Below are 25,956 nucleotides of genomic sequence, written 5' to 3' on the forward strand. Positions count from 1 at the left end.
GGAGCGGGCTCGGCAGAAGGCGTCGTGTGGGCGTCCGGCTAGGACGCGGGCCACGGCCCGTCGCTACCGGCCCGCGCATCGAAATACGCGGGGGCGGTAAACGAATAGGAGGGCGCGGCGAACGGCATGGCCCAAGACTACTCGCGCCAGAGGCCCGGCGCCACGTTTTCTTCACAGGTGGCCTCTGGCGCCGCAGCGAGTGCCGCGCCAGCGGCGGGGGATTTTTCGGAGTCGGGCTTTCTGTGTGCCCGCTTGACTGGCTACCATTCCGGTAAGCGCTTTCATACGCTCCCTTTCCACCGCCGACAGACCTCATGACTCTCGATACCCCCTTCGCGCGCATAGCGCTCCTCTTCGCCTTTCTGTGCCTCGCGCCCGCCTCTGGCGCGCAGGACCAGCCCGCGATGTTCTACAGCGGCGAGTTCAACGGCTTCACCGCTGCCCCGATGACCTACCTCGGGCCCGGACCGGACAACTGGGTCGTCACGCTGGCGGCCCCCGCGACGGACGCGGAGTCCAACTTCCTCTTCCGCAACAGCAGCGAGAACTTCAACGAGAAGTGGTCGCGCGGGGACGCCGTCGCGTTCGACGCGCTCACGACGTGGTTCGACCAGGGCGGCGACGGCCGGATCGCCGTCACGGCCGGCAACAGCTACACGTTCGTGATGCAGGACGTGGGCAACACCGAGAACTCCTCGGGCATCGTGATCGAGACGAGCGGGCCTCTGGCGGCCGTCGCGGGCGTGAGCCGCGCGCCTGCGGCTCCGCAGGGCTCGCAGCGGCCCGTGATCACGGCAACGCTCAGCGCGCCTCTGCCGACAGGACAGGGCGTCTACCTCCGCTCTACCGCCGACGCTTTCGCGAGCTCCACCGTGACCGAGATGGCGTGCGCCGCCCAGACGTGTACCGCCGAGATCCCCGCCTCTGGCGTCGGCGCGACGGTCGTGTACTACGTGTTCTCCTCCGCCGACGGCCTCCTCATCAGCGGCGCGCAGGCGGACCGGTTCACGGCCAACCTGAACAACAACGGCGGCGCGAACTACAGCTACACCGTCGCCGCGTCCACAGCCACGGTTTCCGGCGCGGACGGCTACCGCATGTTCGCCGCGCCAGAGGCCGGCTTCACGGTCGGCGACCTCCAGGCGTTCTCGCTCGTGCAGGGCATCCCCTCCAGCAGCCCCGACGAGGCGGACAACGTCTACACGTGGAACGGGGCCGCCTACGAAGGCGCCGCTTCCGCAGCGGACGCCCTGCCCAGCGGTGAGGGCTTTTTCTGGTTCCTCCGCGACACCAACCGGGGTGGCAGCACGCCCTTCCCCGTTACGCTCACGTCCTCCGGCGCCGCGCCGACCGGTGATGTCCAGGTCAGCTTCTCCAGCACGGACTTTCTGGCCGGCAACCCCTTCCAGGGCGACTTCCGGCTGAACAGCCTCCAACTCGCGGGCGGCGCTCTGCAAAACGACGTGTCGATTTGGGACCCCAACGGCGCCGGGATGTCCAACGGCAACGCCGGCACCTACGTCACGCGGTCCCGCAGTTCGGACGCGACCGTCGCGGCCTGGCAGGGCTTCTGGGTCGAGGCCTCCTTTGCCCCGACGGCCCTCAAGTCCGGCGGCTTCTCGCTCACGTACCCTGTCAGCGGCGTCACGTCCGGCGCCGTGTTCGTGGGCAAAACGAGCGCGCCCGTTTCGCGCCTCCGCTTCCTGCTGAACGGCGACGGCGTCGCAGACCACGCGACCTCGCTCGTCGTCTCGCCAGAGGCGGACCTGGGCTACGACGCCTACGACCTCGGCAAGCGGACGCCTCTGGCGGAGCGCTACGTCGCCCTCGCGTTCGAGGGATCCGAGTTCCTACAGGCGACGGCCTCCGTCCCGAGCGGCGCCGAGAGCGCCATCGCGCTGCCTCTGGCGCTCGACGCGGTTGGCTACTCCGGCTCGCTCACGCTGACGTGGACGCGCGAAGAAGCGGACCTGCCCGAGGGCTGGGCCTACCTGCTCCGCGACCACGTGACGGGCGAGACCATCGACCTGCTGGCGACGGACCGGTACACCTTCTCGGTCTCCGCCGCGAAGTCCGCCCGCTCGCGCGAGGAGATCCTCACGCAGTCCGGCGCCCTCACGGATGGCGAGATCCGCTTCACGCTCGTCGCCGGCCCCGCCAACGTGGTCGCGACGGAGGGCGCCGCCGCGCCAGAGGCCGACGCGCTCACCGCCGCGTACCCCAACCCGACGAGCGGCGCGGTCCGCATCGGGCTGGACCTCGCCTCTGGCGGCGACGCCACGCTCGTCGTCTTCGACCTGCTCGGCCGCGAGGTCGCGCGCGAGGCGCTGGGCGTCCGCCCGGCGGGCCCCCAGAACGTGACGCTGGAGACCGCCGCGTGGGCGACGGGCACCTACCTCGTCCGCCTGGACGTGGACGGCGAGCCGCGCGCCACGCGCCGCCTGGTGCGCGTTCGCTAGCGCTGGGAGCGTGACTCCCCTCTTAGCCGGTGTGCCTGAGGCGTTCGCGCCAGAGGCACACCGGCTTTTCTATGCCTCTGGCGCAGGCCGCCGGGCCGCATCCGTGCCCGCCCCTCTCGCACGCGCCAGAGGCTCGGTCGCGTAAGAATCCACCGGCACAAATATGAGGATGAACCAACGCGCGTTGCGCAGTACTCTGCCCCACGCCCTCCCCTCTCCTATGCGTCACCTGGTACTCCTCCTCGCCCTGTTCCTGTCTGTCCCGGCCCTCGCGCAAGAGGGGACCGTCCGCTACGAGATCACGACGCGGCTCGACATCGAGCTTCCTCCAGAGATGCAGCACATGGCGGACCAGTTTCCGTCCACGATGACGGCCTCGAAACTGCTCCACTTTGACGAGAGCTCGTCGCTGCTCGTCGCCGCCCCAGAGGCCGAAGAGGAGGACGAAGACTTCTCCTCGGGCGGGATGCGCGTGATGTTCCGCCGCGCCCAGGAGGAGAACGCGCTCTACGTGGACCGCGACGCGGGCACGAGCGTCGAGAAGCGGGACTTCATGGGCCGCACGTTCCTCATCGACGGCGAGCCGGAGCCTCTGGCGTGGCGCCTCACCGACGAGCAGAGCGAGTTCCTGGGGTACCCATGCATGAAAGCGACTGCCATGCGCGACACCGTCGCTGTCGAGGCGTGGTTCACGCCGGAGATACCCGTCTCGGCCGGCCCCGAGGACTTCGGTGGCCTGCCCGGCCTCATCCTCGTGCTCACCCTGGACGACGCGCGCCAGACGTTTATCGCACGCGAGGTCACGTTGGAGCCTCTGGCGGAGGGCACCATCGCCGCGCCGGAAGACGGCCGCCGCGTGACGGAGGAGGAGTTCACGACCATCATGAAGGAGAAGATCGAGGAGATGCAGAAGGCGTACGGCGGACGCCGCGGCGGCTTCACCATCCGGGGCTGACGCCTCCCGCCAGAGGCCGAGCCTCTGGCGACATCGCCGCTCCTTCCCTGCCTCTGGCGCCAGAGGCCCGCCCGGTTCTCGTATGCGCTCGCTCTGCCTCGTTCTCCTTCTCGCTCCCTGTGCCGTCTGGGCGCAGGTCTCCGTCACCGGCACCGTCTCGGATTCCACCGGCCTCCCGCTCCCGGGCGCGACGGTCGTGCTGATGCAGCCCGCGGACTCCGTCCTTGTCTCCTTTGCCTCCTCGCGCGCGGATGGCGCTTTCGAGGTCCGGCGCGTGCGCGAGGGGGCCTACATCCTCAAAGTGTCGTTTGTCGGCTACCAGTCGGCCACGCAGGACATCGAGGTCGGCGGCGACGCGCTGGACGTGGGCAGCCTCGTGCTGCAAGAGGCCGTGGACGAACTAGGCAAGCTCGTCGTAGACGGGGAGCGCGTGCCCATCGTGCTGCGAGGCGACACGCTGGACTACGACGCCGCGGCCTTTGGCACGCGGCAGGGCGCGAGCGTGGAAGACCTCTTGCGGCAACTCCCCGGCATGGAGGTCGAGGAGGACGGCTCCGTGACCGCGCAGGGCCAGAAGGTCCAGAGGGTGCTCGTGGACGGCAAGGAGTTCTTCGGCGACGATCCCACCGTCGCCACCCGCAACCTCCCCGCCGACGCCGTCGAGCGCGTGCAGGTCTACGACAAGTCCTCCGACACCGCCGAGTTCACCGGCGTGGAAGACGGCGAGGAAGAGCGCACCATCAACCTCGAACTCAAGGAAGACCGCAAAAGCGGCTACTTCGGCAACGTCGGCGGCGGGCTGGGCGGCGTGCCCTCCAGCAACGCCAGCGGCGCCGGGCTCCCCTCAGCCTCCGGCGCCAGCGGCCCCGGGATGCTGTACGACGCGCAGGCCTCCGTCAACCGCTTCAGCCCGTCCACGCAGATCTCGTTTATCGGCAACGTCAACAACATCAACCGGCAGAGCTTCTCCGTCGGCGACTACTTCCAGTTCATGGGCGGCATGAGCATGATGGCCAACGGCGGCACATTCCGCGTCGGCGGCGGCGGCATCCCCGTGGGCGAGGACCTGGGCGACGGCTTCTCGGACACGGCCTCTGGCGGGATCAACTTCAACCGCGAGTTCAGCCCGAAGACCTCGATCCGCACGAGCTACTTCCTGCACAACCTGGACAAGACGCGCCAGAGGTCGATCCAGCGCCAGCAGTTCTTCGGCGAGGACCTCTCCTCGCGCCTGGAGGAAACCGCCGACGGCGACGACGGCACTCAGATCCACCGCCTCAACCTCTTCGGCGAGCACAAGATCAGCGACGGGCACGACATCCGCCTCCGCTCCTCGCTCCGCTACGGCACCAACGGCGCCCGCACGTTTACCGAGCAGCAAACCTTCAACACCGCCGACCTCCTCGAAAACACCAGCGACACCGACATCGACACCGACGGCTCCAACGCCGGAGGCGACGCGGCGCTCACGTACCGCCGCAAGTTCGGCCGCCGCAGCCTCGTCGCCGAGCTCAACGCCGACCTCAACCAGACCGACGCCGACGCGGATTTCCTCGCGACCAACCGGTTCTACGCCAGCGGCGACCTCCTCACGACCGAGGAGATCAACCAGTTGCAGTCCCAACGCGGCGACACGTTCACGGCCGGCGGCTCCTTGCTGTTCACCCAGCCTCTGGCGCCGAAGCAGGCGCTCCAGGCGCGAGTCGAGCATCGCGAGACGCGAGAGGACCAGACGCGCGAGGTGTTCGACATCCTGGGCGATGTGCGAACGCTCAACGCCGCTCAGAGCTCGGCCTTTGAGCGGACCTACCTCTACGACAAGGTCGGCGTGACCTACGTGCGCAATACGGAGCCCGTGAGCCTTTCCGCAGGCCTGACAGCGCAGCTCACGCGCCTGGACGGCACCCAGCGCGGCGCGGACCAGAACATCGACCAGCAGTACCTCCGCCTGTTGCCCGAGGCGACCGTCAGCTACGCCTTCTCGCAGAGCCGGAACGTCGAGCTCCGCTACGAGACCTCGACGCGCGAGCCCAGCGTGCGCGAGTTGCAGCCCGTCGTGGACATCACGGACCCGCTGCGGATCTACGTCGGCAACCCGGACCTCCGGCCCGCTTACACACACAGTCTCAACGCGCGCTACCTCACCTTCGACCAGTTCACCTCCACCAACTTCTTCGGCTTCGTCCGCGGCTCCTACAGCCCGACGGCGATTTCCACCTCGCGGACGGTGGACGCGCAGTTCCGCCAGACCTCCACGCCCATCAACACGTCGGGGACGTGGAGCGTGATCGGCAACGGCTCGTTCGGGACGGTCTACAAGCCCATCAAAAGCCGCGTCAGCCTCTCCGCCAACACGCTGTTCAACCGGGCCGTCGAGATCATCAACGGCGACGAAAACGCCTCCAGCCTCTTCCGCGGCACGCTCAACGCGACCGTGCAGAACCGCAACAAGGAGCGCTTCGACCTCTCGATCGGTCCGAAGATCACGTACAACAACGCGGCGTACTCCCTCAACCCGCAGCTCGACCGCAGCTACGTCAACTGGGGCCTCTCCGCCGGCCTAGGCTGGACGCCCAGCGACGCGTTCGAGATCAGCACCGACTTCGACCTCGACGTGTACGGCAACGCCGTCGCGGGCGGCAGCGCGAGCACCCAGGCCGTTCCCCTCTGGCGCGCCTCCGCCGCCTACACCATCATGCAAGGCCGCGGCCGCATCGAGCTGGTGGCGACGGACCTCCTGGACCGCAACCTCGGCGTGACGTACAACAACACGGCCTCGTACCTGGAGGAGGAGCGCGTGAGCTCGCTCGGCCGCTACGTGCTGCTCCGCTTCGTGTACGACCTCGCGGGATCGGGCGGCGGCCCTGGCCGCCCCGGCATCCGCATCATGGGCTGAGCCTCTGGCGCCGGACCTCTGGCGTTCCGGCGCCGGGAAAGCCGGCCTTCTGGCGCCAGCGGCCGCTTTGCTTCAGGCGGGTGTCCCGCCCCCGCGCCCCGGAGCCTTGCGCGGCCTCTGGCGTTGTCGGCCCACTCCCCTCTCCGCATGGCCGACACCCGCAACCCCGCCATCGTCGTCGTTGACGACGAGCCCGACGTGCTCCGCGCCATCGCGCGGGACCTCCGCCGCCAGTATGGCGAGAGCTACCGCGTGATCCGCGCCTCCTCGGGCGCCGAGGCTGTGGACGCGGTCCAGAAACTGACGGAGCGCGGCGACGCCGTGGCCCTCGTGCTCAGCGACCAGCGAATGCCCGACCTGGACGGCGTGGCGACGCTGAAAAGGGTCGCCGAGATCGCGCCAGCGGCCAAGCGCGCCATGCTGACGGCCTACGCCGATACCGACGCCGCCATCGGCGCCATCAACAGCGGGCGGATCGATTACTACCTCCTCAAGCCGTGGGACCCGCCAGAGGAGAAGCTCTTCCCCGTCTTGGACGACCTGCTCGCGGACTGGCGCGGCACGTGGCGCCCTGGCTTCGGCGGCTTCCGCCTGATCGCCGACCGCTGGAGCTCGGACGGCCACAGGCTCCGCGACTTCCTCTCGCGCAACCAGATCCCGTACACGTTCCTCGACGTCGAGCGCGACGAAAGCGCCTGCGAGCTGGCCTCTGGCGCCACGCTCCCGCTTGTCGTCACGCCCGACGGCGCGCACTTGGAGAACCCGACCAACGCCGAGGTGGCCCAGGCCTCGGGGCTCAGCCAAACGGCCGAGCGGGAGTTCTACGACCTCGCCATCATCGGCGGCGGCCCGGCGGGGCTGGCGAGCGCGGTCTACGGCGCGAGCGAAGGCCTCAAAACGGTCCTCATCGAGCGCGAGGCGCCGGGCGGGCAGGCCGGCACGTCCAGCCGCATCGAGAACTACCTCGGCTTTCCCTCCGGCCTTTCAGGCGCCGACCTCGCACGGCGCGGCGTGAGCCAGGCCAAGCGCTTCGGCGTCGAGATCCTCGCGCCCGTGAGCGTGGAGTCGATCCGCGCCGAGGGGCCGTACAAGATCCTCTCGCTCAGCACGGGTTCCGAGGTGGCCTGCCACGCGCTCATGCTCGCGACGGGCGTGGATTGGCGCACGCTCCCGGCCTCTGGCGCGGACGAGATGGCCGGCCAGGGCGTCTACTACGGCGCCGCGATGACCGAGGCCATCGGCTGCCAGGACGAGCACGTGTTCGTCGTCGGCGCAGGCAACTCGGCAGGGCAGGCGGCGCTGCACTTCGCGGAGTACGCCGCGCAGGTCACGATCCTCGTCCGCGGCGACGACCTCGCGAAAAGCATGAGCCAGTACCTCGTGGACCGCATCGAGGCGCACGAGCAGATCGAGGTCTGCCTGGGCCACGAGATCGAGGCCTGCCACGGCAACGGCCACCTGGAGCGCATCACGATCCGGGACCGCGAGGGGGGCGGGACGACCGAGGTCGAGACGCATTACGTGTTCGTCTTTATCGGCGCGACGCCCCAGACGGACTGGCTGGGCGACTTCATCGCGCGCGACGACAAGGGGTTTGTCCGCACCGGGCCGGACCTCACGCCAGAGGACCTCGCGCACTGGCCTCTGGCGCGAGACCCGTTCCTGCTGGAAACCAGCGTGCCCGGCGTGTTCGTGGCGGGCGACGTGCGCCACGAGTCGGTCAAGCGCGTCGCCAGCGCCGTCGGCGAGGGCTCCGTCGCGGTCGCGTTCGTGCACCAACACCTGGCGTCGCTGTAGCGGCGTGCCGCCAGAGGCCTCTGGCGGAGAGCGCCCCGGTTGCGTTCGCCAGAGGCCTAGCGCGCGCCGTAGAGGCCTTCGTAGATCGCGCGGTTGCGGGTCAGGATCTTGACGTAGTCGCGCGTTTCGCGGAAAGGAATGCGCTCGGTGAACAGCGCGTCGCGCCCGTACTCCGGGAACGCCCGCCACGCGTCGATCTGGTGCGGGCCCGCGTTGTACGCCCCGAACACGGCGGGCAGCGCGCCCCCGTACGCAGCCACCTGCTGCCCGACGTAGCGCGTGCCGAGGTACACGTTGACCTCGGGGAGGTACAGCAAGTCGGGGTCCCAGCCGTCCAGCCCTTCCTCTTGCGCGAGGGCTCGCGCCGTGGCGGGCATGAGTTGCATGAGCCCCCGCGCGCCGACGTGGGACGTGGCGCGCGCCGAAAACTGGGACTCCTGCCGGATCAGCGCTGCGGCGACGAACGGGTCCACCCCGCGCGCCTCGGCTTCGGCCGAGATCATGCGCCGGAACGGGAACGGGTACAGGACGCGGAGCCGCCGCGCGTTCGTGCCTCCGCCCAGCGACAGTCCGATCTGGATCGCGTGCCGGCCGTAACCCCGCTCCACGAGCGCCTCGGCGAGCGCGTACCGCGCGGCGTCCCCCCGGCCTACGCGGGCGATGGCGCGATCCAGTTCCGCCTCGGCGGCGTCGTCGAACCCGGCCTCGCGGAGCACGTCCACGCCCCGCAAGGCCTGCTCCGCGCCAGAGGCCGCGGCGGGGTCCTCTGGCGGCGACGCGCTCATAGGGAGGGGCCAGAAGTCCACGCCAAGCGCTCGGCTCGCGAGGAGCGCGTAGTACGAGTCGCGCTCCTGGCGCAGGACGCCCTGAAAACGCGCGTCCGCAGCTGTGGAGTCTCCGGACGCTGCGAGCGCCTCCCCGGCCCAGTAGAGCGCGCGGAGGGCGTGCGTGCCCCCGGGCTGGCGCGCTCGGTAGCCGTCCCAGAGCCGAGCCGCTTCTGCGTAGTCCTCCTCCAGGAACGCCTGCCCCGCCCGGCGCATCGTCGCGAGGCCCGCCCAGCGCGACCCGGCGTGCTCCTGCTCGACGCGCTGGTAGAGCGGGAGCGCCGCGGCGAGGTCCCCGCCCTGGTGGAGCACGTCGGCGGCGAAGTAGAGGTTGGGGGCCGGGTCGCCAGAGGCGAGGCCGAGGTAGAGCGCCGCGGCCTCTGGCGTGCGCCCCATCCGGCCGAGCGTGCCGGCCCACAGCTCGCGCGCGTCGGTCCGGCTGAGGATGGGCGCGAGCACGGCCTCCACCTCGTCGTAACGCTGGGCGTCGAAGAGCGCGTCGGCCGCTTTGTAGCGGATCTCGGCTTGCTGGGCGGGGGTGCCCGCGCCAGAGGCCAGCCACGCGGCGTAGGCATCTGCGGCCTCGGCGTTGAGGCCGAGCGCGCGGTCGGTCTCCGCGAGCGCCAGCCAGTCGGCGGCCTCTGGCGTGCCCGTGCGGAGGCGCGCGGCAGCGTCGCGCGCGGCGGCGCTTCCAGGCGAGGCGCCGATGGCCTCTCGGAAACGCGCGCGTGCGGTCTCGGCCTCGCCCGCTTCGGCGGCGAGGTCGCCAGAGGCGAGCGCGAAGGCGGCCTGAGCCGGACCGGACGCCGCCTGCGTGCGGGCCCGATCCGCCAAAACCCGCGCCGCGCCGAGATCGCCCGACTTGCGCGCGGCCTCGATACGCGCCGCCCACGCTCGGCGACCGAGCGCGCCCCGCGTGTACGGCCCGGCGACCGCCTCGACGCGCTCGGCATCGCCGCTCTGCGCCAGCGCTTCCGCTTCCAGCACCGCCCGCCACTCGGCCGAGACGCCCGGCACCTCCGCAAGGGCGCGGTTCCCCGCCTCGGGGTCTTGCCGGGCCATCACGAGCGCCCGCCGCAACCGGGCCGCGTCGCGCTCGATGCCCATGCGAGCCGGGTCGGACGTGCTGAGAAACGCGTCGTACCCCTCGCGCGCCGCGTCCAAGTCACCGGCGTCATCGCGGGAGCGCGCGAGGAGGTAGATCCCCCGGCCTCCATCCAGCGAGTCAAGCCCTTCCACGCCGTTCAGGAGAACGCCGACGCGCTCCCACTCCCCCCCGGCGGCTTCCGCGCGAGCGGCCAGCACGCGCGTCTCGGGAGTCAGGGCCTCCAGGTCGCTCGCTGTGTACGAGCGGAGGAGTTGCGCCGCGCCCCAGGGGCGGTCCGCGTCGAGGTAAGCCGCGGCTTGCGTAAGCGCCTCGGCGTCCGGGACCTCCTCCGGCGTGTTGCCGTCGGCGCCGCAGCCGCTGGCGAGCACCAGAAGGAACGGGAGCAACACGAGGCGGCAGGTCACGGAGAGCGTCATGGGCTGCCAATGCCGCTGCCCCCCGTTGGTTGCACGCCGCGTGCGTCGCGGCCTCTGGCGAGCACGCCCGGGCGCGTAGCCTCTGGCGCGAGGGCGGCACGCCAGAGGCTCAGGGATTTCCCGGCGACACACCGGTGGCAGCACCGTTCGCGAGGTTAGGGGCACACACCTCCCAAACCGACGTGTCTACCCCCGCAGATCAGAACAACACCGACAGCAACGCGCAGAAGGACCCCGAGAACTGGGTCACCGGCGACGAGAAGATGACCGGCGCGCAGCAGTCGTACCTCCACACCCTCGCGCAAGAGGCCGACGCCGACCCCTCCGAAGTGGAAGGCCTGACCAAGGCCGAGGCCTCCGAGAAGATCGAGGAGCTTCAGGACAAGACCGGGCGCGGCCAGTAGCCGCTGGCGCCCACCCTTCCCCTCGTGAGCCGCTCCACACCCGGGGCGGCTCGCGCTCGTTTGGCCCCTGGCGGCGGAGGGCGCCGCAGGGCTCGGTGGCTTGGCTGGGAGCCCCGCGCCAGAGGCTCAAGCGAACACGACGGTCTTGTTGCCGTGCACGAGCACGCGCCCTTCCAAGTGCCACCGAAGCGCTCGCGCGAGCACGTCGCGCTCCAGCGTCTGCCCGAGCCGCTTGAGATCGGCGACGGACTGCCGGTGCGTGACGCGTGCGACGCCCTGCTCTAGGATCGGCCCCTCGTCCAGATCGTCCGTGACGTAGTGCGCCGTCGCGCCGATCACCTTGACGCCGCGCTCGAACGCCTGCCGGTATGGGTCCGCGCCGATAAAAGCGGGCAGGAACGAGTGATGAATGTTGAGGATGCGCTGGGGGTAGCGCCCTACGAACGCCGGCGAAAGGATCTGCATGTAGCGCGCGAGGACGACGAGATCGATCCCGGCGTCTTCGTACAGCGCGAGCGTTTGCGCCTCGGCCTCCGGCTTGGTTTCCCGCGTGACCGGGATGTGGTGGAAGGCCACGCCAAAGCGCTCCACCTCTTCGCGGAGCGCGTCGTGGTTGCTGACCACGAGCGGGATTTCGGCGTCCAACTCGCCGCGGCGCCACAGCCACAGGATCTCCAAGAGCGCATGGTCCACCTTGGAGACCATCAGCGCGAGCCTCTGGCGCCGCGAGGCGTAGAGGATGCGCCACTCCATCTCGAACGGCTCCGCCACGACGCGCGCGAAGGCCGCCTCTAGCGCGCCCGCGCCGAGGTCGAGGTGTGGCGTGGTGAACTCCGCCCGGAGGAAGAAGCGACCGCCCTCGGGGTCGGTAGAGTGCTGGTCTAGCGCGGTGATGTTGGCGCCGTGGTTGCGCAAAAACCCGCTGACCGCCGCGACGATGCCGGGGGCGTCGGGGCAGGTGATAAGGAGGCGCGCGAGAGGGACGGACATGAGGATTCAGGCGGAGGCCTCAAGATCGCTCGGGACGGCTACATCTGGCCTCTGGCGACGCGCCTCCGCCCGCACGCCAGAGGCTCGCGCTCCAGATCGTCCCCGGGAGCCCCGCGCCAGAGGCCGCGTTCACGGCGTACACAGCCTCTGGCGCCATGCTCACCGCCGCCGATTTTCAGTCCGTCGACGTGTTCCATGACCAGCCGGAGGCCGACCTCGCGTGGCTGGCCGAGACGGCCGAGGAGCGGCGCTATGCCGAGGGCGAGGCGCCGTTCGAGACCGGCGCCAAGGCCGTGGAGATGTTCGTGGTGTTGGAAGGGGCCTTCCAAATCTTTACCCTCGATGGGGGGCAGCGGCGCCCGTTCGGGACGATCCACGCGGGCGACATCTCGGGGCTGCTCCCGTTCTCACGCATGGAGACCTTCGGCGGAGAAGGCGTGGTGACGGAGGACGCGCGGATCGCCGCGATCCACAAGGACCACTTCTGGGAGATGATGGAGCGGATGCCCGAAGTCGGCAAGCGGCTCGTGGCGCGGATGACCGACCGCGTGCGGGAGTCCTCGCGGCAGGACCAGCAGCGCGAGAAGATGCTCTCGCTTGGCAAGCTTTCGGCTGGCTTGGCGCACGAGCTCAACAACCCCGCCGCCGCCATCCAGCGCGGCGCCAGCGACCTGCGAGACCGCTTTAGCAGGATGATGCCGCTGGTCTCCAGCCTGGTCGGCCACGGGCTCTCGCCGGACCAGGTGGAGGCCGCGCGGGCCGCCTTCAAGACGTGCACGGCGCCCGGGGTAGGCTCGCAGTCCGCGCTGGAGCGCAGCGAGCGCGAGGACGAGCTGGCCGACTGGCTGGACGACCACGGCGTGCCGCAGGCGTACGTCGTCGCCGAAGTCCTCGCGGAGGAGGGCGCCACGCCCCAATCGCTGGACCGCCTCGCGCGTGAGATCCCGCCAGAGGCACTCTCAGACGTGGTCCTGTGGATTGAGAAGGGGCTGGCCGTGGACCGGCTCATGGCCGAGATCGAGCGGTCGGCCGCGCGCATCTCGGATCTCGTCGCGTCGGTCAAGTCGTACTCGCACATGGACCGCGCGCCCACGCGCCAGACGACGGACCTCCACGAGGGGATCGAGCAAACCCTCACCATGCTGGGCCACTCCATCCGCAAAAAGAGCCTCAGCGTGCAGCGCGAGTGGGGCGAGGACATTCCCGGCGTCTGCGTCTACCCCGGCGAGATCAACCAGGTCTGGACCAACCTCCTCGACAACGCCATCGACGCCGCGCCAGAGGCGGGCACGCTCACACTGCGGTCCCGCCGCGAGGGCCGCCTGATCTGCGTGGACATCGAGGACGACGGCGAGGGCATCCCGCAAGAGGCCGTGGACCGCATCTTCGAGCCCTTTTTTACCACGAAGGACCCCGGCAAAGGGACAGGCCTCGGGCTGGACGTGGTGCAGCGCATCGTGGCGCAGCACGAGGGCCGGATCGACGTGGCGAGCGAGCCCGGCCGGACGACGTTCACGGTCTGCCTCCCCATTGAGGCGCCCCGCCAAGCCGTGGAGGTGCCCGAAGGCGAGGCTCCCGGCGCATAGCGCCTCTGGCGGCCTCGATGTCCAGGGTCTACCCGGTTTCCGCCTCTGGCGCCAGAGGCCCGCGACACGCCCCTGGCGCGGCCGCCCGCTAGCTTCGGGTCTCTTTCTCGCCCTCGCATGACGCCCGACTCCCTCCCCCCCTTCCCCGGCTTCCGCGACGAGGCCTTCGCGTTTCTCCGCGACCTCCGCGCCCACAACGAGCGGGACTGGTTCAAGCCGCGCAAGGCCACCTACGACGACGAGCTGCTGTGGCCGGCGCGCTGCCTCGTCGGCGAACTCGCGGAGGCGATGCCGCGTGCCGGGCTCCCACTCACGGGCGACCCGAAAAAGGCCCCGTTCCGCATCTATCGTGACACGCGCTTTTCCAAGAACAAAGCGCCCTACAAAACGCACCTCGGCCTCGTCCTCTCCCGCGACGGCAAGAAGAAAAGCCCCGGCTCGCTCTATGTCCACGTCGAGCCCGAGCACTGCTTCCTGGCGGCGGGCTTCTGGGCGATGGAGTCCCCACTGCTGCGCCGCTGGCGCGAGCGGATCGCTGGGGCGCCAGAGGCCTGGCTCGCGGTGGTGGAGGAACTGGAAGGCAGCGGGCTCACGCTCGGGACCGGCCCCGCGGGCACGCTCAAGCGGATGCCGCGCGGTTTCGAGGGCTTCGCGGACGCCGCCATCGCGCCGTACCTCAAGTGGAAGGGGACCGTCGCCACGCGCGAGGTGGCGCCAGAGGCCACGCAGTCGCCCGGCTTCGCTGGCGACGTGGTCGCCTTCGCGCAGGACGCGATGCCGCTCCTGGCCTGGGGCTGGAACGTGGCGGACGCGGCCCCCGGCGCCTGAGCCTCTGGCGCCCAGCCTCTGGCGTGGTTACCGCGCGCCGACGAGGAAGTGCGTCACCACGCCGAACACCTCCTCGTTCCCGGCGCCAGAGGCCATCGCGAGGAGCCCATCGCGCTCCACGACGACGAGGTCGTGCGCCTCTGGCGTGCGCGTGCAGTCCACGACCGCGAGGTCGCCCGCGCGGAGGTCGAGCGCGCCGGGCGAGAGGCCTTCAACGGTCACGAGAAAGCGGCCGGCGAGCGTGCCCGCCTCCGTCAGGCCCACGACTTCGTTGAGGTCGATGCGGTGGTGGCGGCTCTCGGCGACGACGGGCGCGACGAAGCCGACAACGCTGGAACGGGGTTCGGGGGACATGGGCCTCTGGCGAGGGAAACGTGGAAAGGAGTGGCGGGAGCGCCAGAGGCGCCCTAGACGCGGACGGTCGGGAGGTCGGCGCGGACGGTGGTGTACCGCGGGCTGGTGTGGTTGCGCTGGGTTTCCCACGCGCGCGCCGCGCCCGGGCGGCGCAGGTGCGTGGCGGCGAGGAACACGGCCGGGCTCATCGCGGGCTGGGCGTAGCGCCGGTTGAGCGCGTCCATGGTCTCGAACAGCCTCTGGCGCTCCGGCGAGCGCGGGCTGAACAGGTCCGCCTGCGCCTCCGCCGACGGCGCGAGGTCGAGCAGCATCACGCCGGCTTTCTTGTAGCGGAACGGCGTGCCCCTGGCGTCGCCCGATGCCCACGACTGCGCCAGAAGCGCGTGGACTGCGCTCAGGATGGCGTCCGTGCACGAGGTCGGCGTCGCCAGAGGAAGCGCGAGCGAGGCCGAGCGGTGCGGGCCGGGGCCGTGGCGGCCGGTGTGGTAGAAGATCTGGACGGCCTTCGCGGCCAAGCCCTCCTCGCGCAGCGTGGCGCAGGCGGCACTGGCGTGCGTGCTCAGCGCTTCGCGCAGCGCCAGAGGCTCGGTCACGGGTGTGCCAAAGCTCCGGCTCCGCATCAGCGTGCGGCGCGGCCTCGGGGCGCGCTCCAGCGGGATGCAGGACACGCCGCGGAGCTCGTACACCGTCCGCATCCCGACGGTGTGGAGGTGCTTCCGCACCCACGCGTCGGAGAGGTCGCGGAGCTGACGGGCCGTCTTGACGCCTCTGGCGTCCAGCTTGCGCGCTGTCGCGCGGCCGACGCCCCAGACATCCTGGACGGGCACCAATTCCAGCGCGCGGGACATCGCCTCTGGCGAGAGGCCGTGTAGCGAGACGGCGCCGCCGCGGAGCCGCGCGAGTTCGCTGGCCGCTTTGCAGAGCGTCTTCGTCGGCGCGATGGAGACGCGGACGGGGATCTTGGTCCACGCGAGGACGCGGTCGCGGATCGTCTTCGCCAATGCGCGCAGCCGCGCCGGGTCACGGTCTTCTGGCGTCGGCGTGTGGAGGACGAGAAACGCCTCGTCGATGGAATACGGCTCCACGTCGGGCGTGAACGTGCCCAGGACCTCCATCACGCGGCGGCTGAAATCGCCGTAGAGCTCGTAGTTAGACGAGAACACGGCCGCGCCCATGCGCTCCAGTTGCCGCTTCGTCTTGAAGTACGGCGCCCCGTTGGGAATCCCGGCGCGTTTGACCTCCTGGCTCCGCGAGACGATGCACCCGTCGTTGTTGGAGAGGACGACGACGGGCCTCTGGCGGAGGTCGGCGCGGAAGACGCGCTCGCAGGAGACGTAGAAGTTGCTGGCGTCGACGAGCGCGAAAAGGCGCGACGGCGAAGCCTCCGGAGGGGCGGGCAACACGAGAGGACGGGCGGGAAGGGGCTCCAACCTCGGCGCGAGCCGGTGACACCCGCGGTGTCAGTAGGCCTCAGAGCGCCGCCAGGGGCCTCTGGCGGCCCATCCGTGCGCCAGAGGCCGCCCCCTACCCGAGCGTCCCGCGCACGGCCCCACCGGCCACCTCGCCAGAAAGCGTGCTGTACGACCACCGCCCCGATACGGCGCCACGTGGGTCTTCCTCGATCTCGATGCGGATGCCGTCGTCCGCGATCTCGGGCGTGAGCGTGAGGCGGTACGCGCCGAACCCGGTCTCCTGAGCGTACAGCGTGCCTCGCCTTTGGCTCAGACGGAACCCGCTTTCCACATCGGTCGCCTTCCACTCCGCCTCGCCGCTGCCGCACCCGATGGCGTCGCAGGGGTCGCCTACCGGGCGCTCGAAGGTGATACGGGCGACGCGCTCGCCTTCACCGCTGTAGAGCGAGAGATCGTAGGTGTTGCCGCCAGAGGCGCTGTCGCACGCGGCGAGCGCGAGAAGCGGGAGCAGGAAGAGGAGCCGTGTCATGCGTGGTGGCGCCAGAGGCCTCTGGCGAGCGTTGCGGGTTGCAGGGAATTGAGGAGGTCAGCCGGCGATGATGAACTCCGTTGCGCGGCGCGTGAGCTGCGCCTCGAAGGGGCCGCTAAAGAGCGGGCCGCCGGTAAAGCCGCCGTACGAGGTCCACGTGCCGACAAACCGCTCGCCGTCATCCTCGAACGAGCCCCGAAGCCTATACCCTATCTCCGCATCCGCGCGGGAGCCGACAAGAACGGCGAAGCGGAGCTCGATGGTGCCGTCCTCCAGCGTCTGCCCGCTGATGGTCCCCTCGCCGTCCACGGCGCCTTCCATCGTTCCTCCGTCGGCGGCCGCGCGGAGGTCCCACTGGCCCTGCCAGCCGTCCGGGATGCTGCTCACGTCGCTCGGGATGTACGTCAGGCCGATCCGGCCCCGCGTCAGGACCGCGCCCTCGCTCTGGCCGCTGGCGTTGAACGCTGTAAAGCTGTAAACGCTCAGGAAGTCGTCGCCGAAGCTGGGGCCGCTGTCGCAGGCGGCGAGGAGGAAAAGAGGGACGAGCAGGAGTCGGCGCACGGCGAGGGAATGAGTGTGTCCCGCCCATACGGAGCCCGCCCCGCCCGCGCTGCACCGGCTCTGGCGCGCGGGAGGCATGCACGCGGGGTCTGCGCGCGGCCTCTGGCGCCAGAGGCCCACGACGTTTCCGGATCCCGCCAGAGGCTCCGTAGTTTGCCCGCTCACCTCCGACCTCTCTGCCGCGATGTCCGCTCTCGCTCTCTCCGCTCCCCGCCCGTCCATCCTCGACGCCCTCCGTGGCCCGCGCGCGACCGTTGCCGCGCAGGTGGCCGGCGTCGTCGGTTTCGCCGCGCTGGCGGCCCTCGGCGCGCAGGCGCGCATCTACCTCTGGGAGGTGCCCGTCACGTTCCAGACGCTCGCCGTCTACGGCGCCGGCCTGTTCCTCGGCTCGCGCAACGGCGCGCTCTCGATGGCGCTGTACCTCGTCGCCGGCCTCGCCTTCCCCGTCTTCGCCTCTGGTGCCTTTGGCGCCGAGTACCTCTTCGGGACTACGGGCGGCTACCTCCTCTCCTACCCGATCGTCGCGCTCCTCGTGGGCATGATGACGAAGCGTTGGACCTCGTTCGTCGGCGCCGCTGCGGCGATGACCATCGGCTCGCTCCTCGTGTTCACCGCGGGCGTGACGTGGCTGCACTTCGCCGCCGGCCACGCGACGTGGATGGAGTCCATCGTCAAGGGCGCGCTGCTCTTTATCGCGTTCGACCTCGCGAAGGTGTGGCTGGCCGCTGGCGCGTTCGCCGGCCTGCGCCAGATCTCGCGTGACTAACTCCCCGGATCGTTCCGGCCCCTCGGCCTCTGGCGAGACGCGCACCACGCGCCCGCCAGAGGCCGATTCGCGTTTTACGGTCCCCCTCCGCGGCGTGGACGTGGACGCCGAGACGCGGTGCGCGCACTGGCACAGCGCCGTGGACATCGTCGCGCTGCGGTGCGGCTGCTGCGACGCGTTCTACCCCTGCGCGTCCTGCCACGAGGCCACGGTGGGCCGGGCGTTTACGCCCTGGCCTCTGGCGCGGGCCGACGAGCCCGCCGTCCTCTGCGGCGCCTGCCGCACGCTTCTGACGCCAGGGGCCTACCTCGCCTCTGGCGACGCCTGCCCATCGTGCGGCGCGGCGTTCAACCCCGGGTGCCGCGCGCACCGCGGGCTGTATTTCGAAGCGCCAGAGGCCTCTGGCGACCGCGCCGTTGCCGCCCCGGGCTCCTAACGCTCAGGCGACCGACGCCGTGAAGTAGTCCGCGCCGCCAGGCTGCGCGTGCAGCGCGAGCACGCCCGCGTGCGCGAGTTGGACGAGCGTCTTGGACGCTTTCCAGGGCGGCACGCCCGCGAGCCGCGCGTAGCCCTCCACGGTGACGCGCTCGTGGCGGTCCAGGTAGGCCAGCAGCTTCCGCTCGCGCTCGCCAAAGGTGAACCGCGCGCCGGTCCCCTTGCGCTGCTCCTTCATGAGCAGCACGGCCTCCCGCGAGGCCTCGACGGACTGGTCCTCCACGCGCACGAACACCTTGCGCTTCTGGCGCGGGTCCGCGTCCGGCCGGAGGTAATGGGGCCGGTCCATCGATGGCGGCACGTCCACGACGAGCGCCAGCCGGCGGCGGCTCACCCGCACGGGCTCGACCTCGATCTCGACCTCGGGCTCGACCCGCCCGCCGAGTGCTTCGCGCAGCGCGAACAGTTCCTCGTCCGCGTCCTTTACGCCCACGACCGAGCCGTCGTCGTCCACGCCGATGAGGACCTTGCCGCCGTCGGTGTTGGCGAGCGCGATGATCTCGCGCGCGAGGCGGTCCGGGCGCGGCACGCGGTTCTTGAACTCCAGGTAGCGGCCCTCCCCCATCGCGGCGAGGCGGCGGAGATCATCGAGGGTCATAGGGGAAGGGGTCGGGGGGAGAGTCCGGCCAACGCGCCAGAGGCGGTCGGCGTTGCCTTTGCCGTCGTTTGCGGCGCGGTACGTGGGCGGCTCGGCCTCTGGCGCTTGGGACCGCCTGTGTGGACCAGGCGCACGCGCCTCTGGCGCCAGAGGCTCAGGCGAAGGCGGAGCCGTCGAGGTGCGCGGCCTCGTGCTTGGGATCGCGCGTCATCAGCGAGCAGACCTCGTCGTACGGCGCGCTCTCGCCGTCGATGACGCGCGCGACGGCCTCGGTGATGGGCATCTCGATGCCGTAGCGGGAGGCGAGTTCGCGGACGGACGCGGTGGTCTTCATGCCCTCGACGACCATCGTCATCGCGTCGGCGGCTTCCTCCAGCGACTTCCCGCCGCCAATCATCTCGCCGAAGCCGCGGTTGCGGCTGTGCTTCGAGAAGCACGTCACCACCAGGTCCCCGAGCCCCGCGAGGCCCGCGAACGTGTGCGCCGCGGCGCCCATCGCGAGGCCGAGGCTCGTGATCTCGGCCAGCCCGCGCGTCACGAGCGCGGCCTTGGCGTTGTCGCCCAGCCCCATCCCGTCGCCCATGCCGGCGGCGAGCGCCATCACGTTCTTGACCGAGCCCGCGATTTCGACGCCGACCAGGTCCGTGTTGGTGTAGACGCGCAGCGAGGGCGTCATGAACAGCGCCTGCACCTGCTCCGCGATGGCGAGGTCCGGGATGCTCACCACCACGCTCGTCGGCTGCCCCAGAGCGACCTCCTCGGCGTGGCTCGGCCCGTAGAGCACGCCCACGCGGGCCTCTGGCGCCAGAGGCAGCGCCTCGCGGAGCACGCCGCTCGTCGTCAGCAGCGTCCCGTTCTCGATCCCCTTGGCGACCGAGACGATGGCCTCGGGCTCGGTCGCCCGGTCCGCGAGTTGCGTGGCAACGCTGCGGAGCGACTGGCTGGGTACGGCGAACAGCCACACGCTTGCGCCAGAGGCGGCTTCGTGGAGGTCCGACGTGACGCGGAGGCTTGCCGGAAGCTCGGCGTTGGGGAGGTAGGCGGCGTTGCGGCGCGTGGCCGCGATCTCGCGCGCGGCGTCTTCGCGGCGGGCCCAGAGGGTGACCGGGTGGCCGGCTTTCGCGAGGCTGTAGGCGAGGGCCGTGCCCCAGCTTCCAGCGCCGAAGACGGCGGTATGGGCGGTTTCGATGTCCATGCGCGAAGGTACGGTGGAGCCACCGGGATGGGTCCGGCCGCCCGTGAGCCTCGGCCCCGGCGCGCTCGCCTCTGGCGCCAGAGGCGAGCAGCCGCGGCGATCGCTACGCTGCGTCCGCCTTGACCACGCGGCCGATCTCGAAGGCGGGCTCGCCGAGCGCGCCCAGAACCGTCTTCGCGCGGGCCTTTTTGGCCGCCGGCACGATGGCGACGAGCCCCACGCCGAGGTTGAACGTGCGCCGCATGTCCTCCTCCGGCACCTCGCCCACTTCCTGGATCAGGCGGAACAGGCCCGGCCGTTTCCACGCGCTGTAGTCCACCGCGATGTCCAGCCCATCCGGAAGCACCCGGCGCGTGTTGCCCTCAATGCCGCCGCCGGTCACGTGCGAGAAGCCCGTCGCGAGGTCCTCCGCGATCAGCGCCTGGATGCTGTCGAGGTAGGAGCGGTGGACGCGGAGAAGCGCCTCCCCGACGGACGCGCCGCCGAGCGCCTCTGGCGTGTCCGCGGCCACGTAGCGGTCGAAGAGGACCTTCCGCGCGAGGCTGTAGCCGTTGGTGTGCAGGCCGGAAGAGGGCACGCCGAGAAGCACGTCGCCCTCCTCGATGTCGCGGCCGTCCACGATGGAATCCCGCTCCACGATGCCGATCACGCAGCCTGCGAGGTCGTAGTCGCCCGTTTTGTAGAGGTCCGGCATCTCGGCGGTCTCGCCGCCGATCAGCGCGCAGCCGTTGGCTTTGCACGCCTTCGCGAAGCCCAGCACGACGGCCTCGAACACGTCGGGGCGCAGGCTGCCCGTGGCGAAGTAGTCCAGGAAGAACAGCGGGCGCGCGCCGCTTACGGCGATGTCGTTGACGCAGTGGTTGACGAGGTCCTCGCCGATCGTGTCGTGCTTGCCGACGCGCGTGGCCACCTTGAGCTTGGTCCCCACGCCGTCGATGCTGCTCACCAGCACGGGATCGCGCATGGCGCCAGAGGCCGCGAGGTGGAACAGCCCACCAAAGCTGCCGATCTCGGTCAGCACGCCGGGCGTGAACGTCTCCCGTACGGGGCCTTTGATGCGGCGCACGGCCTCTTCGCCTGCGTCAATGTCGACTCCTGCTTCCTTGTACGTCGCCATGTGTGGGCTGGGGGTTGTGCCGGGAAGCTACCGGCGGAGCCGCCCAGTTCCGAGTTCCGGGTTCCGAGTTCCGGGTTAAGGCCGCATCCAACAAGAGCCGCATGCCCTACGTGCGCCTCTGGCGCCAGAGGCGAAAGGCACGGTCCTCCTCTGGCGGGTCGCACGCCGCGGAGCCGTTTATCCCTCTGCCTCCGCCTTCCATGGCGGCGCGGTCTTGCCCAGGAACGCCGCGACGCCCGCCTTGCAGTCGTCGGTGCTGCGGGCGAGCGCGTTGAGGCGCGTGGCGTAGCTCACGCCCTCGGCCCAGCCCATGCCGTGCACGTCCGCGAGGAGCCGCTTGGTGAGTGCCACCGCCGTCCCGCTCGTCTCCGCCGCGAGCGAGCGGCACAGCGCGTCGGTCTCGGCGTCGAGGTCCTCTGGCGCGACCGCGCGCGTGATCAGGCCACAGGCCTCGGCCTCTTGCGCCGTGATGAGGCGGCCGGTGAGCATGAGATCGCGCAGGGCGGCGTCGCCGAGCTTGCGGCGCGCGATGACGGCCACGATGGCGGGCACGAAGCCGATGCGGACCTCGGTGAACCCCAGCTTGGAGCCAGAGGCCACGAGCGAGAAGTCGCACGCGGCGGCGAGCCCGCAGCCGCCCGCGATGGCGTGGCCGCCCACCTTGGCCACGATGGGCTTCGGGTGCTGCACGATGGCGTCGAACAAACCCGCGAGGTGCTCGGAGTCGGCGAGGTTGGCCTCGGCGCTGGCGGTCTGAAGGCCCTGAAGCGCGGCGAGATCGGCACCGGCAGAGAACGCCGAGCCGCTCCCGGTCAGCACGATCACGCGGACGGACGCGTCGCCAGAGGCCTCGTCCAGCCTCTGGCGGAGCGCGGCCACGAGGTCGGCGTTGAGCGCGTTGCGGACCTCGGGGCGGTCCATCGTGAGGGTGAGGACGGACCCTTCAGAAACAGCGGTGAGCATGGGGAGTTGGTGGGCGGCGGAGCCGGAAGATCGGGCGAGAAGGGGCTCGGAGGGCGAAGAGAGCCCTCGAAAGCGGCCCGAAAAAGAAGACTTCGCCGTGAGAGAACCCTACCTCATGTTTGCAGGTAGCCCATTTAGACAACGCTGGTGTCACCCGGCGCGTGTCGCTCTGATCGAGTGATCGACCGCACGGGAGCTTGAACGGCTCTCGCCCACGGTGGCTCGCTCTCCATATCATCCCCCCTCCCCATGTTCAACAAGATCTCCCTCCTCGCACTCGCGTTTGTCCTGCCGCTCGCGGCTTGCGCCGACGACGACACCGTCGAAACCACGACCGTCGACGATGTCGCGGTTGTTGATCCGGTAACCCCGGCTGACGACATGATGACTGACGACACCACGATGGAGTCCGACGTCACCGCACAGGCGACGCTCGACGCCGTCCCGGCTGAAGGCCTCACCGCCATGGCGCCCGGCGCAGCCGTCGCCAACATCGATTCGTGGATCGCGAAGCTGAGCGACGTTCCCGAGGCCTCTGGCGTCGTCGAAGGTCTCCAGACGCTGAAGACGCAGCTCACGACCGACCCGCTCGACGGTGCCGCCATCGGCGCAACGCTGAGCTCGCTCGGTGAGCAGACGACTGCAGCAGCCGGCGGCGACGCCGCGCTCGAGCAGCTCGGCGCCGCGCTCTCCTCGGCTGGCAGCAGCCTCATGTAAGCGCAACCGGATAGGCCTCGGCCTTTCCACGAGCCGCTCTCCTTCGGGAGGGCGGCTTTTTTTGTGTGCCTCCCATCCCTCGCGCCTCTGGCGCCAGAGGCGCGAAGCTCCACCGCTCCGCCTATCCCTCCATTCCCGCCAGAGGCGCCTCGGCCAGAAACCGGTACAGCGGCCACAGCGCCGCCTGCTCCTCGATGGCGCGCGCGACGAGGCGCGGCCCCAGCGCGTCCATCTCCTCGCGTCCGATCCGGCGCATGATCCAGATGCCCTTGGCGCGCTCCAGGCCGTCCGGCAACGCCGCCAGAGGCTCGGAGAACTCGGGGCGGCCTTCGGGCTTGGTAACGTGAGGCGCGAACGAGAAGCGGTAGCCGCGTTCGATGAGCCCGTTGAGGATCGCGAGCGCATCGGACGGCTCGTCCATCAGCCTCTGGCGGGCCGGACCGAACAGGCCGCGCGCGTAGTCGCCGATGTAGAGCCCCCAGCGGAAGGCGTCGGGGTGGACGGCGTGGCTGAGTTGGATGTCCGTCAGCCTCTTGCGCGGCAGGCGGTAGAAGCTCATCCAGAGGTGGCTGTGCGAGCCGCCGGCGCCGAAGTCGTTTTTGAGGATGCGCGAGAAGACGTTTTTCTCGGTCTCGAACGGGATGCCGTTGGGGATCACCCAGTTGAGCGCGAGGTCGTCGCGGTAGAGCTTGAACGGCTCGGTAATGGCGCGCTTGATGACCTCCTTCTCCTCGCGGTAGCGTCCGATGTGCGGCTCGGCACGCAAGCGCTCCAGCGCCTCCAGGCCCTCGGCGGGGAAGCCATCGAAGCGGAGCGCCAGAGGCTCGGGCGTGACAAACGGCGGGGCGGCGTCGGGGACGGGGGGCAGATCGGGCGGCATGCGGTGCGTACCAGTGTCCCCGTGACGGGTTCTCACGCCAAAGGCCTCTGGCGCGTTGGAGCCGGCGTGCGATCTTGCTCAGTCTTTCTCTTGCCTTATGTCCAACCTCCGCGACCGCATTGAGACCGCCCGCGAGCGGCTCGCTACGAACAGCTTCGATAACGAGGCCGCGATCCGCTCCGGCGTCGTTGATCCCATCCTAAACGCGCTTGGATGGGACCTCTACAACCCGTCAATAAACAAGCCCGAGTACCGCGTCGGTGCGCGGCGCGTTGACCTCGCCTTGTTCGTAGGAGAGCGGCCGGCGGTTTTTGTCGAAGTCAAGCAGCCCGGCAAGGCTGCGGGCGCCGACCGCCAGCTGTTCGAGTACGCGTTCATGGAGGGCGTGCCTCTGGCGGTGCTGACGGATGGCGCGACGTGGAGCGTGCACGTCCCCGCCGAGCAGGGCTCAATGGAGGAGCGCCGAGCATTCTTCCTCGACCTCGCGGAGCGGTCGCTGACGGAAGGCGCCGACAAGCTCACGCGCTACCTCGCGCGCGACGCCGTGGCCTCTGGCGAGGCGTTCGACCGCGCACGCCGCGACTGCCAGCGCGCCCGCCAGAGGCGTGGGGCGCTAGCGGCGATCCCGCAGGCGTGGGCCAATCTCGTCAAGAGCGAGGACGCTACGATCTTGGAGCGTCTGGCGGCAGAGGTGGAGAGCGTGAGCGGCTTCCAGTCCGAGCCCGCCGACCTCGTGGCGTTTCTCGCCACGCTCGCGCCCGCCTCTGGCGCGCTGCCGAAGGGCAAGAAGTCGAAGCCTCGAACGCCCAGGCGACAGAAGCCGGCGCCTCTCGCGCCAGAGGCAACGCCACCTGCTGCGCTGAATGCGAGCGCGCTCCCCGCCAGAGGCTTCGAACTCGACGGACGGTTCGTGGCCTGCAAAACGGGAGCGGACGTATTGGCGGGGGTTCTGCGCGCCTTTTCTGAGCGAGACCCGTCGTTCCTAGAGCGGTTCGATGTGGCAACCCGAACCAAGAAGCGGAGGCTTCTCGCCCCGACGCCAGAGGCGCTCTATCCCGGCAAGCCGGAGTTCCACCGCCAAGTGCGCGAGGTCACAGACGGGTGGCTCGTGGCGACGCACAGCTCGTCGGCAGCCAAGCAGGCGACGATTGCGAAAGCCGTCGCTCTGATGCCCCGCGTGGCGTCAGAACTCAAGGTCCGGTTCCAGAAGTAGCTCCCGCCTCTGGCGCCAGAGGCTCTACGTGCGCCATTCTCCAGACAGGTGTCATCGCGAGCGAAGCGCGGCGATCTCGTCCCGCCGAGCGCTGAACCGCGAGATCGCCGCGTCGCTGCGCTCCTCGCGATGACAGCGGTTTGGGCCTCTGGCGCCGGACGTCTCAGGCGCCAGAGGCTTCGAGCACCGCGTATGCGCCGCCTCTGGTGTCAGGCCGCGACCCGCGTGTAGCGCACGTCGCGGACGAAGACCTCGCCGCCGGCACTGTCCGGGCCGTAGATGTCGAGCGTGAGCTCGTCGCCGCTGCACTCGAAGGCGGTCCGGCCGCGCTCCCACTCCTCGAAGACGCTCTCGGTCGCGAACGGGTTGGGCTCAGCCGCGCCGCCGTTGACGCTCACCGACGAGGTCAGCTCGGCCTCGCCCGGCGTCATCACGATCCGGTCGTCCTCGACGGCGTAGGTCGCGCGCGCGGTCCCACTGTAGTCGTTGCGGACGCTCACCGTCTGGCCCATCACGGCCGCGTTGATCGTGACGGAGAAGTTCTCGAACCGCTGCACGGCGTCGCCAGAGGCCTCGAAGACGAGCAGCGCGCGCCCGCTGCTGCCGCCGACGGAGAACTGCGCGTCCGGGATCTGCTGCATCGCGGGGACCTTGCCTACGTCCATCGACGCCGGGTCGATCTGCCACGTGCCGACAAGGCAGCCGGCGCCGCTGGCGTTGGAGAGAGCCGCGGCCTCTGACGCGGAGGTGGCGTCGCCAGAGGCGGAATCGTCAGAGGGGGCGGCGTCCGCGGGCGCGTCGGAGGCGCAGCCGCTGGCGAGGAGGAGGACGGCGGAGAGCAGGAGGGTGCGCATGGCGGGGAGAGGGGGTGTCCCTCTCCCCTACCGGATGCG

General features: G+C 70.3%; 24 protein-coding genes. 12 read left to right on the top strand and 12 right to left on the bottom strand.

What is annotated here, in order from left to right:
* Positions 1–314 precede the first annotated feature (314 nt).
* The 5 genes from BSZ36_RS10430 to BSZ36_RS10445 all read left to right on the top strand — a co-directional run bounded on the left by BSZ36_RS10430 (position 315) and on the right by BSZ36_RS10445 (position 8,107).
* Complete coding sequence (locus BSZ36_RS10430; protein ID WP_094548659.1) at positions 315–2,459, top strand: T9SS type A sorting domain-containing protein; 2,145 nt, start codon at positions 315–317, stop codon at positions 2,457–2,459.
* A gap of 10 nt (positions 2,460–2,469) precedes the next feature.
* A complete protein-coding gene (locus tag BSZ36_RS20010; RefSeq protein WP_281253149.1) occupies positions 2,470–2,604 on the top strand; it encodes a hypothetical protein in 135 nt (44 codons plus the stop codon).
* A 75-nt stretch (positions 2,605–2,679) separates the two neighbouring features.
* Positions 2,680–3,414, top strand: coding sequence for a GLPGLI family protein (locus BSZ36_RS10435; RefSeq protein WP_179271133.1), 735 nt, complete (start codon positions 2,680–2,682; stop codon positions 3,412–3,414).
* Positions 3,415–3,496: 82 nt separating this feature from the next.
* A complete protein-coding gene (locus BSZ36_RS10440) occupies positions 3,497–6,310 on the top strand; it encodes a TonB-dependent receptor (RefSeq protein WP_094548663.1) in 2,814 nt (937 codons plus the stop codon).
* A 147-nt stretch (positions 6,311–6,457) separates the two neighbouring features.
* Positions 6,458–8,107, top strand: coding sequence for an FAD-dependent oxidoreductase (locus BSZ36_RS10445; protein WP_094548665.1), 1,650 nt, complete (start codon positions 6,458–6,460; stop codon positions 8,105–8,107).
* A 56-nt stretch (positions 8,108–8,163) separates the two neighbouring features.
* On the opposite strand, the gene BSZ36_RS10450 is transcribed toward BSZ36_RS10445, so the two are convergent.
* A complete protein-coding gene (locus BSZ36_RS10450; RefSeq protein ID WP_094548667.1) occupies positions 8,164–10,455 on the bottom strand; it encodes a transglycosylase SLT domain-containing protein in 2,292 nt (763 codons plus the stop codon).
* Between the two features lie 182 nt (positions 10,456–10,637).
* On the opposite strand from BSZ36_RS10450, the gene BSZ36_RS10455 reads away from it, so the two are divergent.
* Positions 10,638–10,859 (top strand): DUF3072 domain-containing protein, encoded by a 222-nt coding sequence (locus BSZ36_RS10455; RefSeq protein WP_218827641.1) that lies wholly within the window; start codon positions 10,638–10,640, stop codon positions 10,857–10,859.
* Positions 10,860–10,985: 126 nt separating this feature from the next.
* Here the strand turns inward: BSZ36_RS10455 and purU are convergent, their stop codons facing one another.
* Positions 10,986–11,849 carry a formyltetrahydrofolate deformylase gene (purU, locus tag BSZ36_RS10460; protein ID WP_094548671.1) on the bottom strand — a complete coding sequence of 288 codons (864 nt, stop codon included), beginning with the start codon at positions 11,847–11,849 and terminating at the stop codon, positions 10,986–10,988.
* A gap of 155 nt (positions 11,850–12,004) precedes the next feature.
* Between purU and BSZ36_RS10465 the strand changes: the two genes are divergently transcribed.
* Positions 12,005–13,435 carry a sensor histidine kinase gene (locus BSZ36_RS10465; RefSeq protein ID WP_094548673.1) on the top strand — a complete coding sequence of 477 codons (1,431 nt, stop codon included), beginning with the start codon at positions 12,005–12,007 and terminating at the stop codon, positions 13,433–13,435.
* 117 nt (positions 13,436–13,552) lie between these two features.
* On the top strand, positions 13,553–14,263 hold the full coding sequence (locus tag BSZ36_RS10470) for a DUF2461 domain-containing protein (RefSeq protein WP_094548675.1): 711 nt from the start codon (positions 13,553–13,555) through the stop codon (positions 14,261–14,263).
* A 27-nt stretch (positions 14,264–14,290) separates the two neighbouring features.
* Here BSZ36_RS10470 and BSZ36_RS10475 read toward each other — a convergent pair whose 3' ends face one another.
* The 4 genes from BSZ36_RS10475 to BSZ36_RS10490 all read right to left on the bottom strand — a co-directional run bounded on the left by BSZ36_RS10475 (position 14,291) and on the right by BSZ36_RS10490 (position 17,119).
* A complete protein-coding gene (locus BSZ36_RS10475; protein WP_094548677.1) occupies positions 14,291–14,617 on the bottom strand; it encodes a S24/S26 family peptidase in 327 nt (108 codons plus the stop codon).
* A 53-nt stretch (positions 14,618–14,670) separates the two neighbouring features.
* On the bottom strand, positions 14,671–16,020 hold the full coding sequence (locus BSZ36_RS10480; protein WP_218827642.1) for a Y-family DNA polymerase: 1,350 nt from the start codon (positions 16,018–16,020) through the stop codon (positions 14,671–14,673).
* Positions 16,021–16,141: 121 nt separating this feature from the next.
* Positions 16,142–16,558: a hypothetical protein gene (locus BSZ36_RS10485; RefSeq protein ID WP_094548679.1), complete on the bottom strand. Its 417-nt coding sequence runs from the start codon at positions 16,556–16,558 to the stop codon at positions 16,142–16,144.
* Between the two features lie 57 nt (positions 16,559–16,615).
* Positions 16,616–17,119, bottom strand: a complete 504-nt coding sequence (locus BSZ36_RS10490; protein ID WP_094548681.1) for a hypothetical protein — start codon at positions 17,117–17,119, stop codon at positions 16,616–16,618.
* Between the two features lie 184 nt (positions 17,120–17,303).
* Here BSZ36_RS10490 and BSZ36_RS10495 point away from each other — a divergent pair, with 184 nt between their 5' ends.
* Both BSZ36_RS10495 and BSZ36_RS10500 read left to right on the top strand, forming a co-directional pair.
* Positions 17,304–17,885: a biotin transporter BioY gene (locus BSZ36_RS10495; RefSeq protein WP_094548683.1), complete on the top strand. Its 582-nt coding sequence runs from the start codon at positions 17,304–17,306 to the stop codon at positions 17,883–17,885.
* Positions 17,878–18,321 carry a CHY zinc finger protein gene (locus BSZ36_RS10500; RefSeq protein WP_094548685.1) on the top strand — a complete coding sequence of 148 codons (444 nt, stop codon included), beginning with the start codon at positions 17,878–17,880 and terminating at the stop codon, positions 18,319–18,321. The genes BSZ36_RS10495 and BSZ36_RS10500 overlap by 8 nt, the downstream gene beginning before the upstream one ends.
* A 3-nt stretch (positions 18,322–18,324) precedes the next feature.
* Here the strand turns inward: BSZ36_RS10500 and BSZ36_RS10505 are convergent, their stop codons facing one another.
* From BSZ36_RS10505 to BSZ36_RS10520, 4 genes are all read right to left on the bottom strand, one after another.
* Positions 18,325–18,978 (bottom strand): AlbA family DNA-binding domain-containing protein, encoded by a 654-nt coding sequence (locus BSZ36_RS10505; protein WP_094548687.1) that lies wholly within the window; start codon positions 18,976–18,978, stop codon positions 18,325–18,327.
* A gap of 154 nt (positions 18,979–19,132) precedes the next feature.
* Positions 19,133–20,173 carry an NAD(P)H-dependent glycerol-3-phosphate dehydrogenase gene (locus BSZ36_RS10510; RefSeq protein WP_094548689.1) on the bottom strand — a complete coding sequence of 347 codons (1,041 nt, stop codon included), beginning with the start codon at positions 20,171–20,173 and terminating at the stop codon, positions 19,133–19,135.
* A gap of 103 nt (positions 20,174–20,276) precedes the next feature.
* Positions 20,277–21,290, bottom strand: coding sequence for a phosphoribosylformylglycinamidine cyclo-ligase (gene purM / locus BSZ36_RS10515; RefSeq protein WP_094548691.1), 1,014 nt, complete (start codon positions 21,288–21,290; stop codon positions 20,277–20,279).
* Between the two features lie 177 nt (positions 21,291–21,467).
* Complete coding sequence (locus BSZ36_RS10520) at positions 21,468–22,253, bottom strand: enoyl-CoA hydratase/isomerase family protein (RefSeq protein ID WP_094548693.1); 786 nt, start codon at positions 22,251–22,253, stop codon at positions 21,468–21,470.
* Positions 22,254–22,502: 249 nt separating this feature from the next.
* On the opposite strand from BSZ36_RS10520, the gene BSZ36_RS10525 reads away from it, so the two are divergent.
* Positions 22,503–22,970, top strand: a complete 468-nt coding sequence (locus BSZ36_RS10525; protein ID WP_094548695.1) for a hypothetical protein — start codon at positions 22,503–22,505, stop codon at positions 22,968–22,970.
* Between the two features lie 121 nt (positions 22,971–23,091).
* Here the strand turns inward: BSZ36_RS10525 and BSZ36_RS10530 are convergent, their stop codons facing one another.
* Positions 23,092–23,850 carry a hypothetical protein gene (locus BSZ36_RS10530; RefSeq protein WP_094548697.1) on the bottom strand — a complete coding sequence of 253 codons (759 nt, stop codon included), beginning with the start codon at positions 23,848–23,850 and terminating at the stop codon, positions 23,092–23,094.
* A gap of 97 nt (positions 23,851–23,947) precedes the next feature.
* On the opposite strand from BSZ36_RS10530, the gene BSZ36_RS10535 reads away from it, so the two are divergent.
* Entirely contained in the window at positions 23,948–25,063 is a 1,116-nt protein-coding gene (locus BSZ36_RS10535) for a hypothetical protein (protein ID WP_094548699.1), read from the top strand.
* Positions 25,064–25,272: 209 nt separating this feature from the next.
* Here BSZ36_RS10535 and BSZ36_RS10540 read toward each other — a convergent pair whose 3' ends face one another.
* Positions 25,273–25,917, bottom strand: a complete 645-nt coding sequence (locus tag BSZ36_RS10540) for a hypothetical protein (RefSeq protein WP_094548701.1) — start codon at positions 25,915–25,917, stop codon at positions 25,273–25,275.
* Positions 25,918–25,956: the final 39 nt, after the last annotated feature.

Origin of the sequence: Rubricoccus marinus (assembly GCF_002257665.1) — a bacterium.
Classification (GTDB): Bacteria; Bacteroidota; Rhodothermia; order Rhodothermales; family Rubricoccaceae; genus Rubricoccus; species Rubricoccus marinus.

Coding starts and splice junctions, on each gene's coding strand:
- purM (WP_094548691.1), bottom strand. CDS start 21,290: ATGGCGACGTACAAGGAAGCAGGAGTCGACATTGACGCAGGCGAAGAG.
- BSZ36_RS10475 (WP_094548677.1), bottom strand. CDS start 14,617: ATGTCCCCCGAACCCCGTTCCAGCGTTGTCGGCTTCGTCGCGCCCGTC.
- BSZ36_RS10470 (WP_094548675.1), top strand. CDS start 13,553: ATGACGCCCGACTCCCTCCCCCCCTTCCCCGGCTTCCGCGACGAGGCC.
- BSZ36_RS10525 (WP_094548695.1), top strand. CDS start 22,503: ATGTTCAACAAGATCTCCCTCCTCGCACTCGCGTTTGTCCTGCCGCTC.
- BSZ36_RS10450 (WP_094548667.1), bottom strand. CDS start 10,455: ATGACGCTCTCCGTGACCTGCCGCCTCGTGTTGCTCCCGTTCCTTCTG.
- BSZ36_RS10530 (WP_094548697.1), bottom strand. CDS start 23,850: ATGCCGCCCGATCTGCCCCCCGTCCCCGACGCCGCCCCGCCGTTTGTC.
- BSZ36_RS10485 (WP_094548679.1), bottom strand. CDS start 16,558: ATGACACGGCTCCTCTTCCTGCTCCCGCTTCTCGCGCTCGCCGCGTGC.
- BSZ36_RS10465 (WP_094548673.1), top strand. CDS start 12,005: ATGCTCACCGCCGCCGATTTTCAGTCCGTCGACGTGTTCCATGACCAG.
- BSZ36_RS10445 (WP_094548665.1), top strand. CDS start 6,458: ATGGCCGACACCCGCAACCCCGCCATCGTCGTCGTTGACGACGAGCCC.
- BSZ36_RS10505 (WP_094548687.1), bottom strand. CDS start 18,978: ATGACCCTCGATGATCTCCGCCGCCTCGCCGCGATGGGGGAGGGCCGC.
- BSZ36_RS10510 (WP_094548689.1), bottom strand. CDS start 20,173: ATGGACATCGAAACCGCCCATACCGCCGTCTTCGGCGCTGGAAGCTGG.
- BSZ36_RS10540 (WP_094548701.1), bottom strand. CDS start 25,917: ATGCGCACCCTCCTGCTCTCCGCCGTCCTCCTCCTCGCCAGCGGCTGC.
- BSZ36_RS10430 (WP_094548659.1), top strand. CDS start 315: ATGACTCTCGATACCCCCTTCGCGCGCATAGCGCTCCTCTTCGCCTTT.
- BSZ36_RS10535 (WP_094548699.1), top strand. CDS start 23,948: ATGTCCAACCTCCGCGACCGCATTGAGACCGCCCGCGAGCGGCTCGCT.
- BSZ36_RS10520 (WP_094548693.1), bottom strand. CDS start 22,253: ATGCTCACCGCTGTTTCTGAAGGGTCCGTCCTCACCCTCACGATGGAC.
- BSZ36_RS10495 (WP_094548683.1), top strand. CDS start 17,304: ATGTCCGCTCTCGCTCTCTCCGCTCCCCGCCCGTCCATCCTCGACGCC.
- purU (WP_094548671.1), bottom strand. CDS start 11,849: ATGTCCGTCCCTCTCGCGCGCCTCCTTATCACCTGCCCCGACGCCCCC.
- BSZ36_RS10440 (WP_094548663.1), top strand. CDS start 3,497: ATGCGCTCGCTCTGCCTCGTTCTCCTTCTCGCTCCCTGTGCCGTCTGG.
- BSZ36_RS10435 (WP_179271133.1), top strand. CDS start 2,680: ATGCGTCACCTGGTACTCCTCCTCGCCCTGTTCCTGTCTGTCCCGGCC.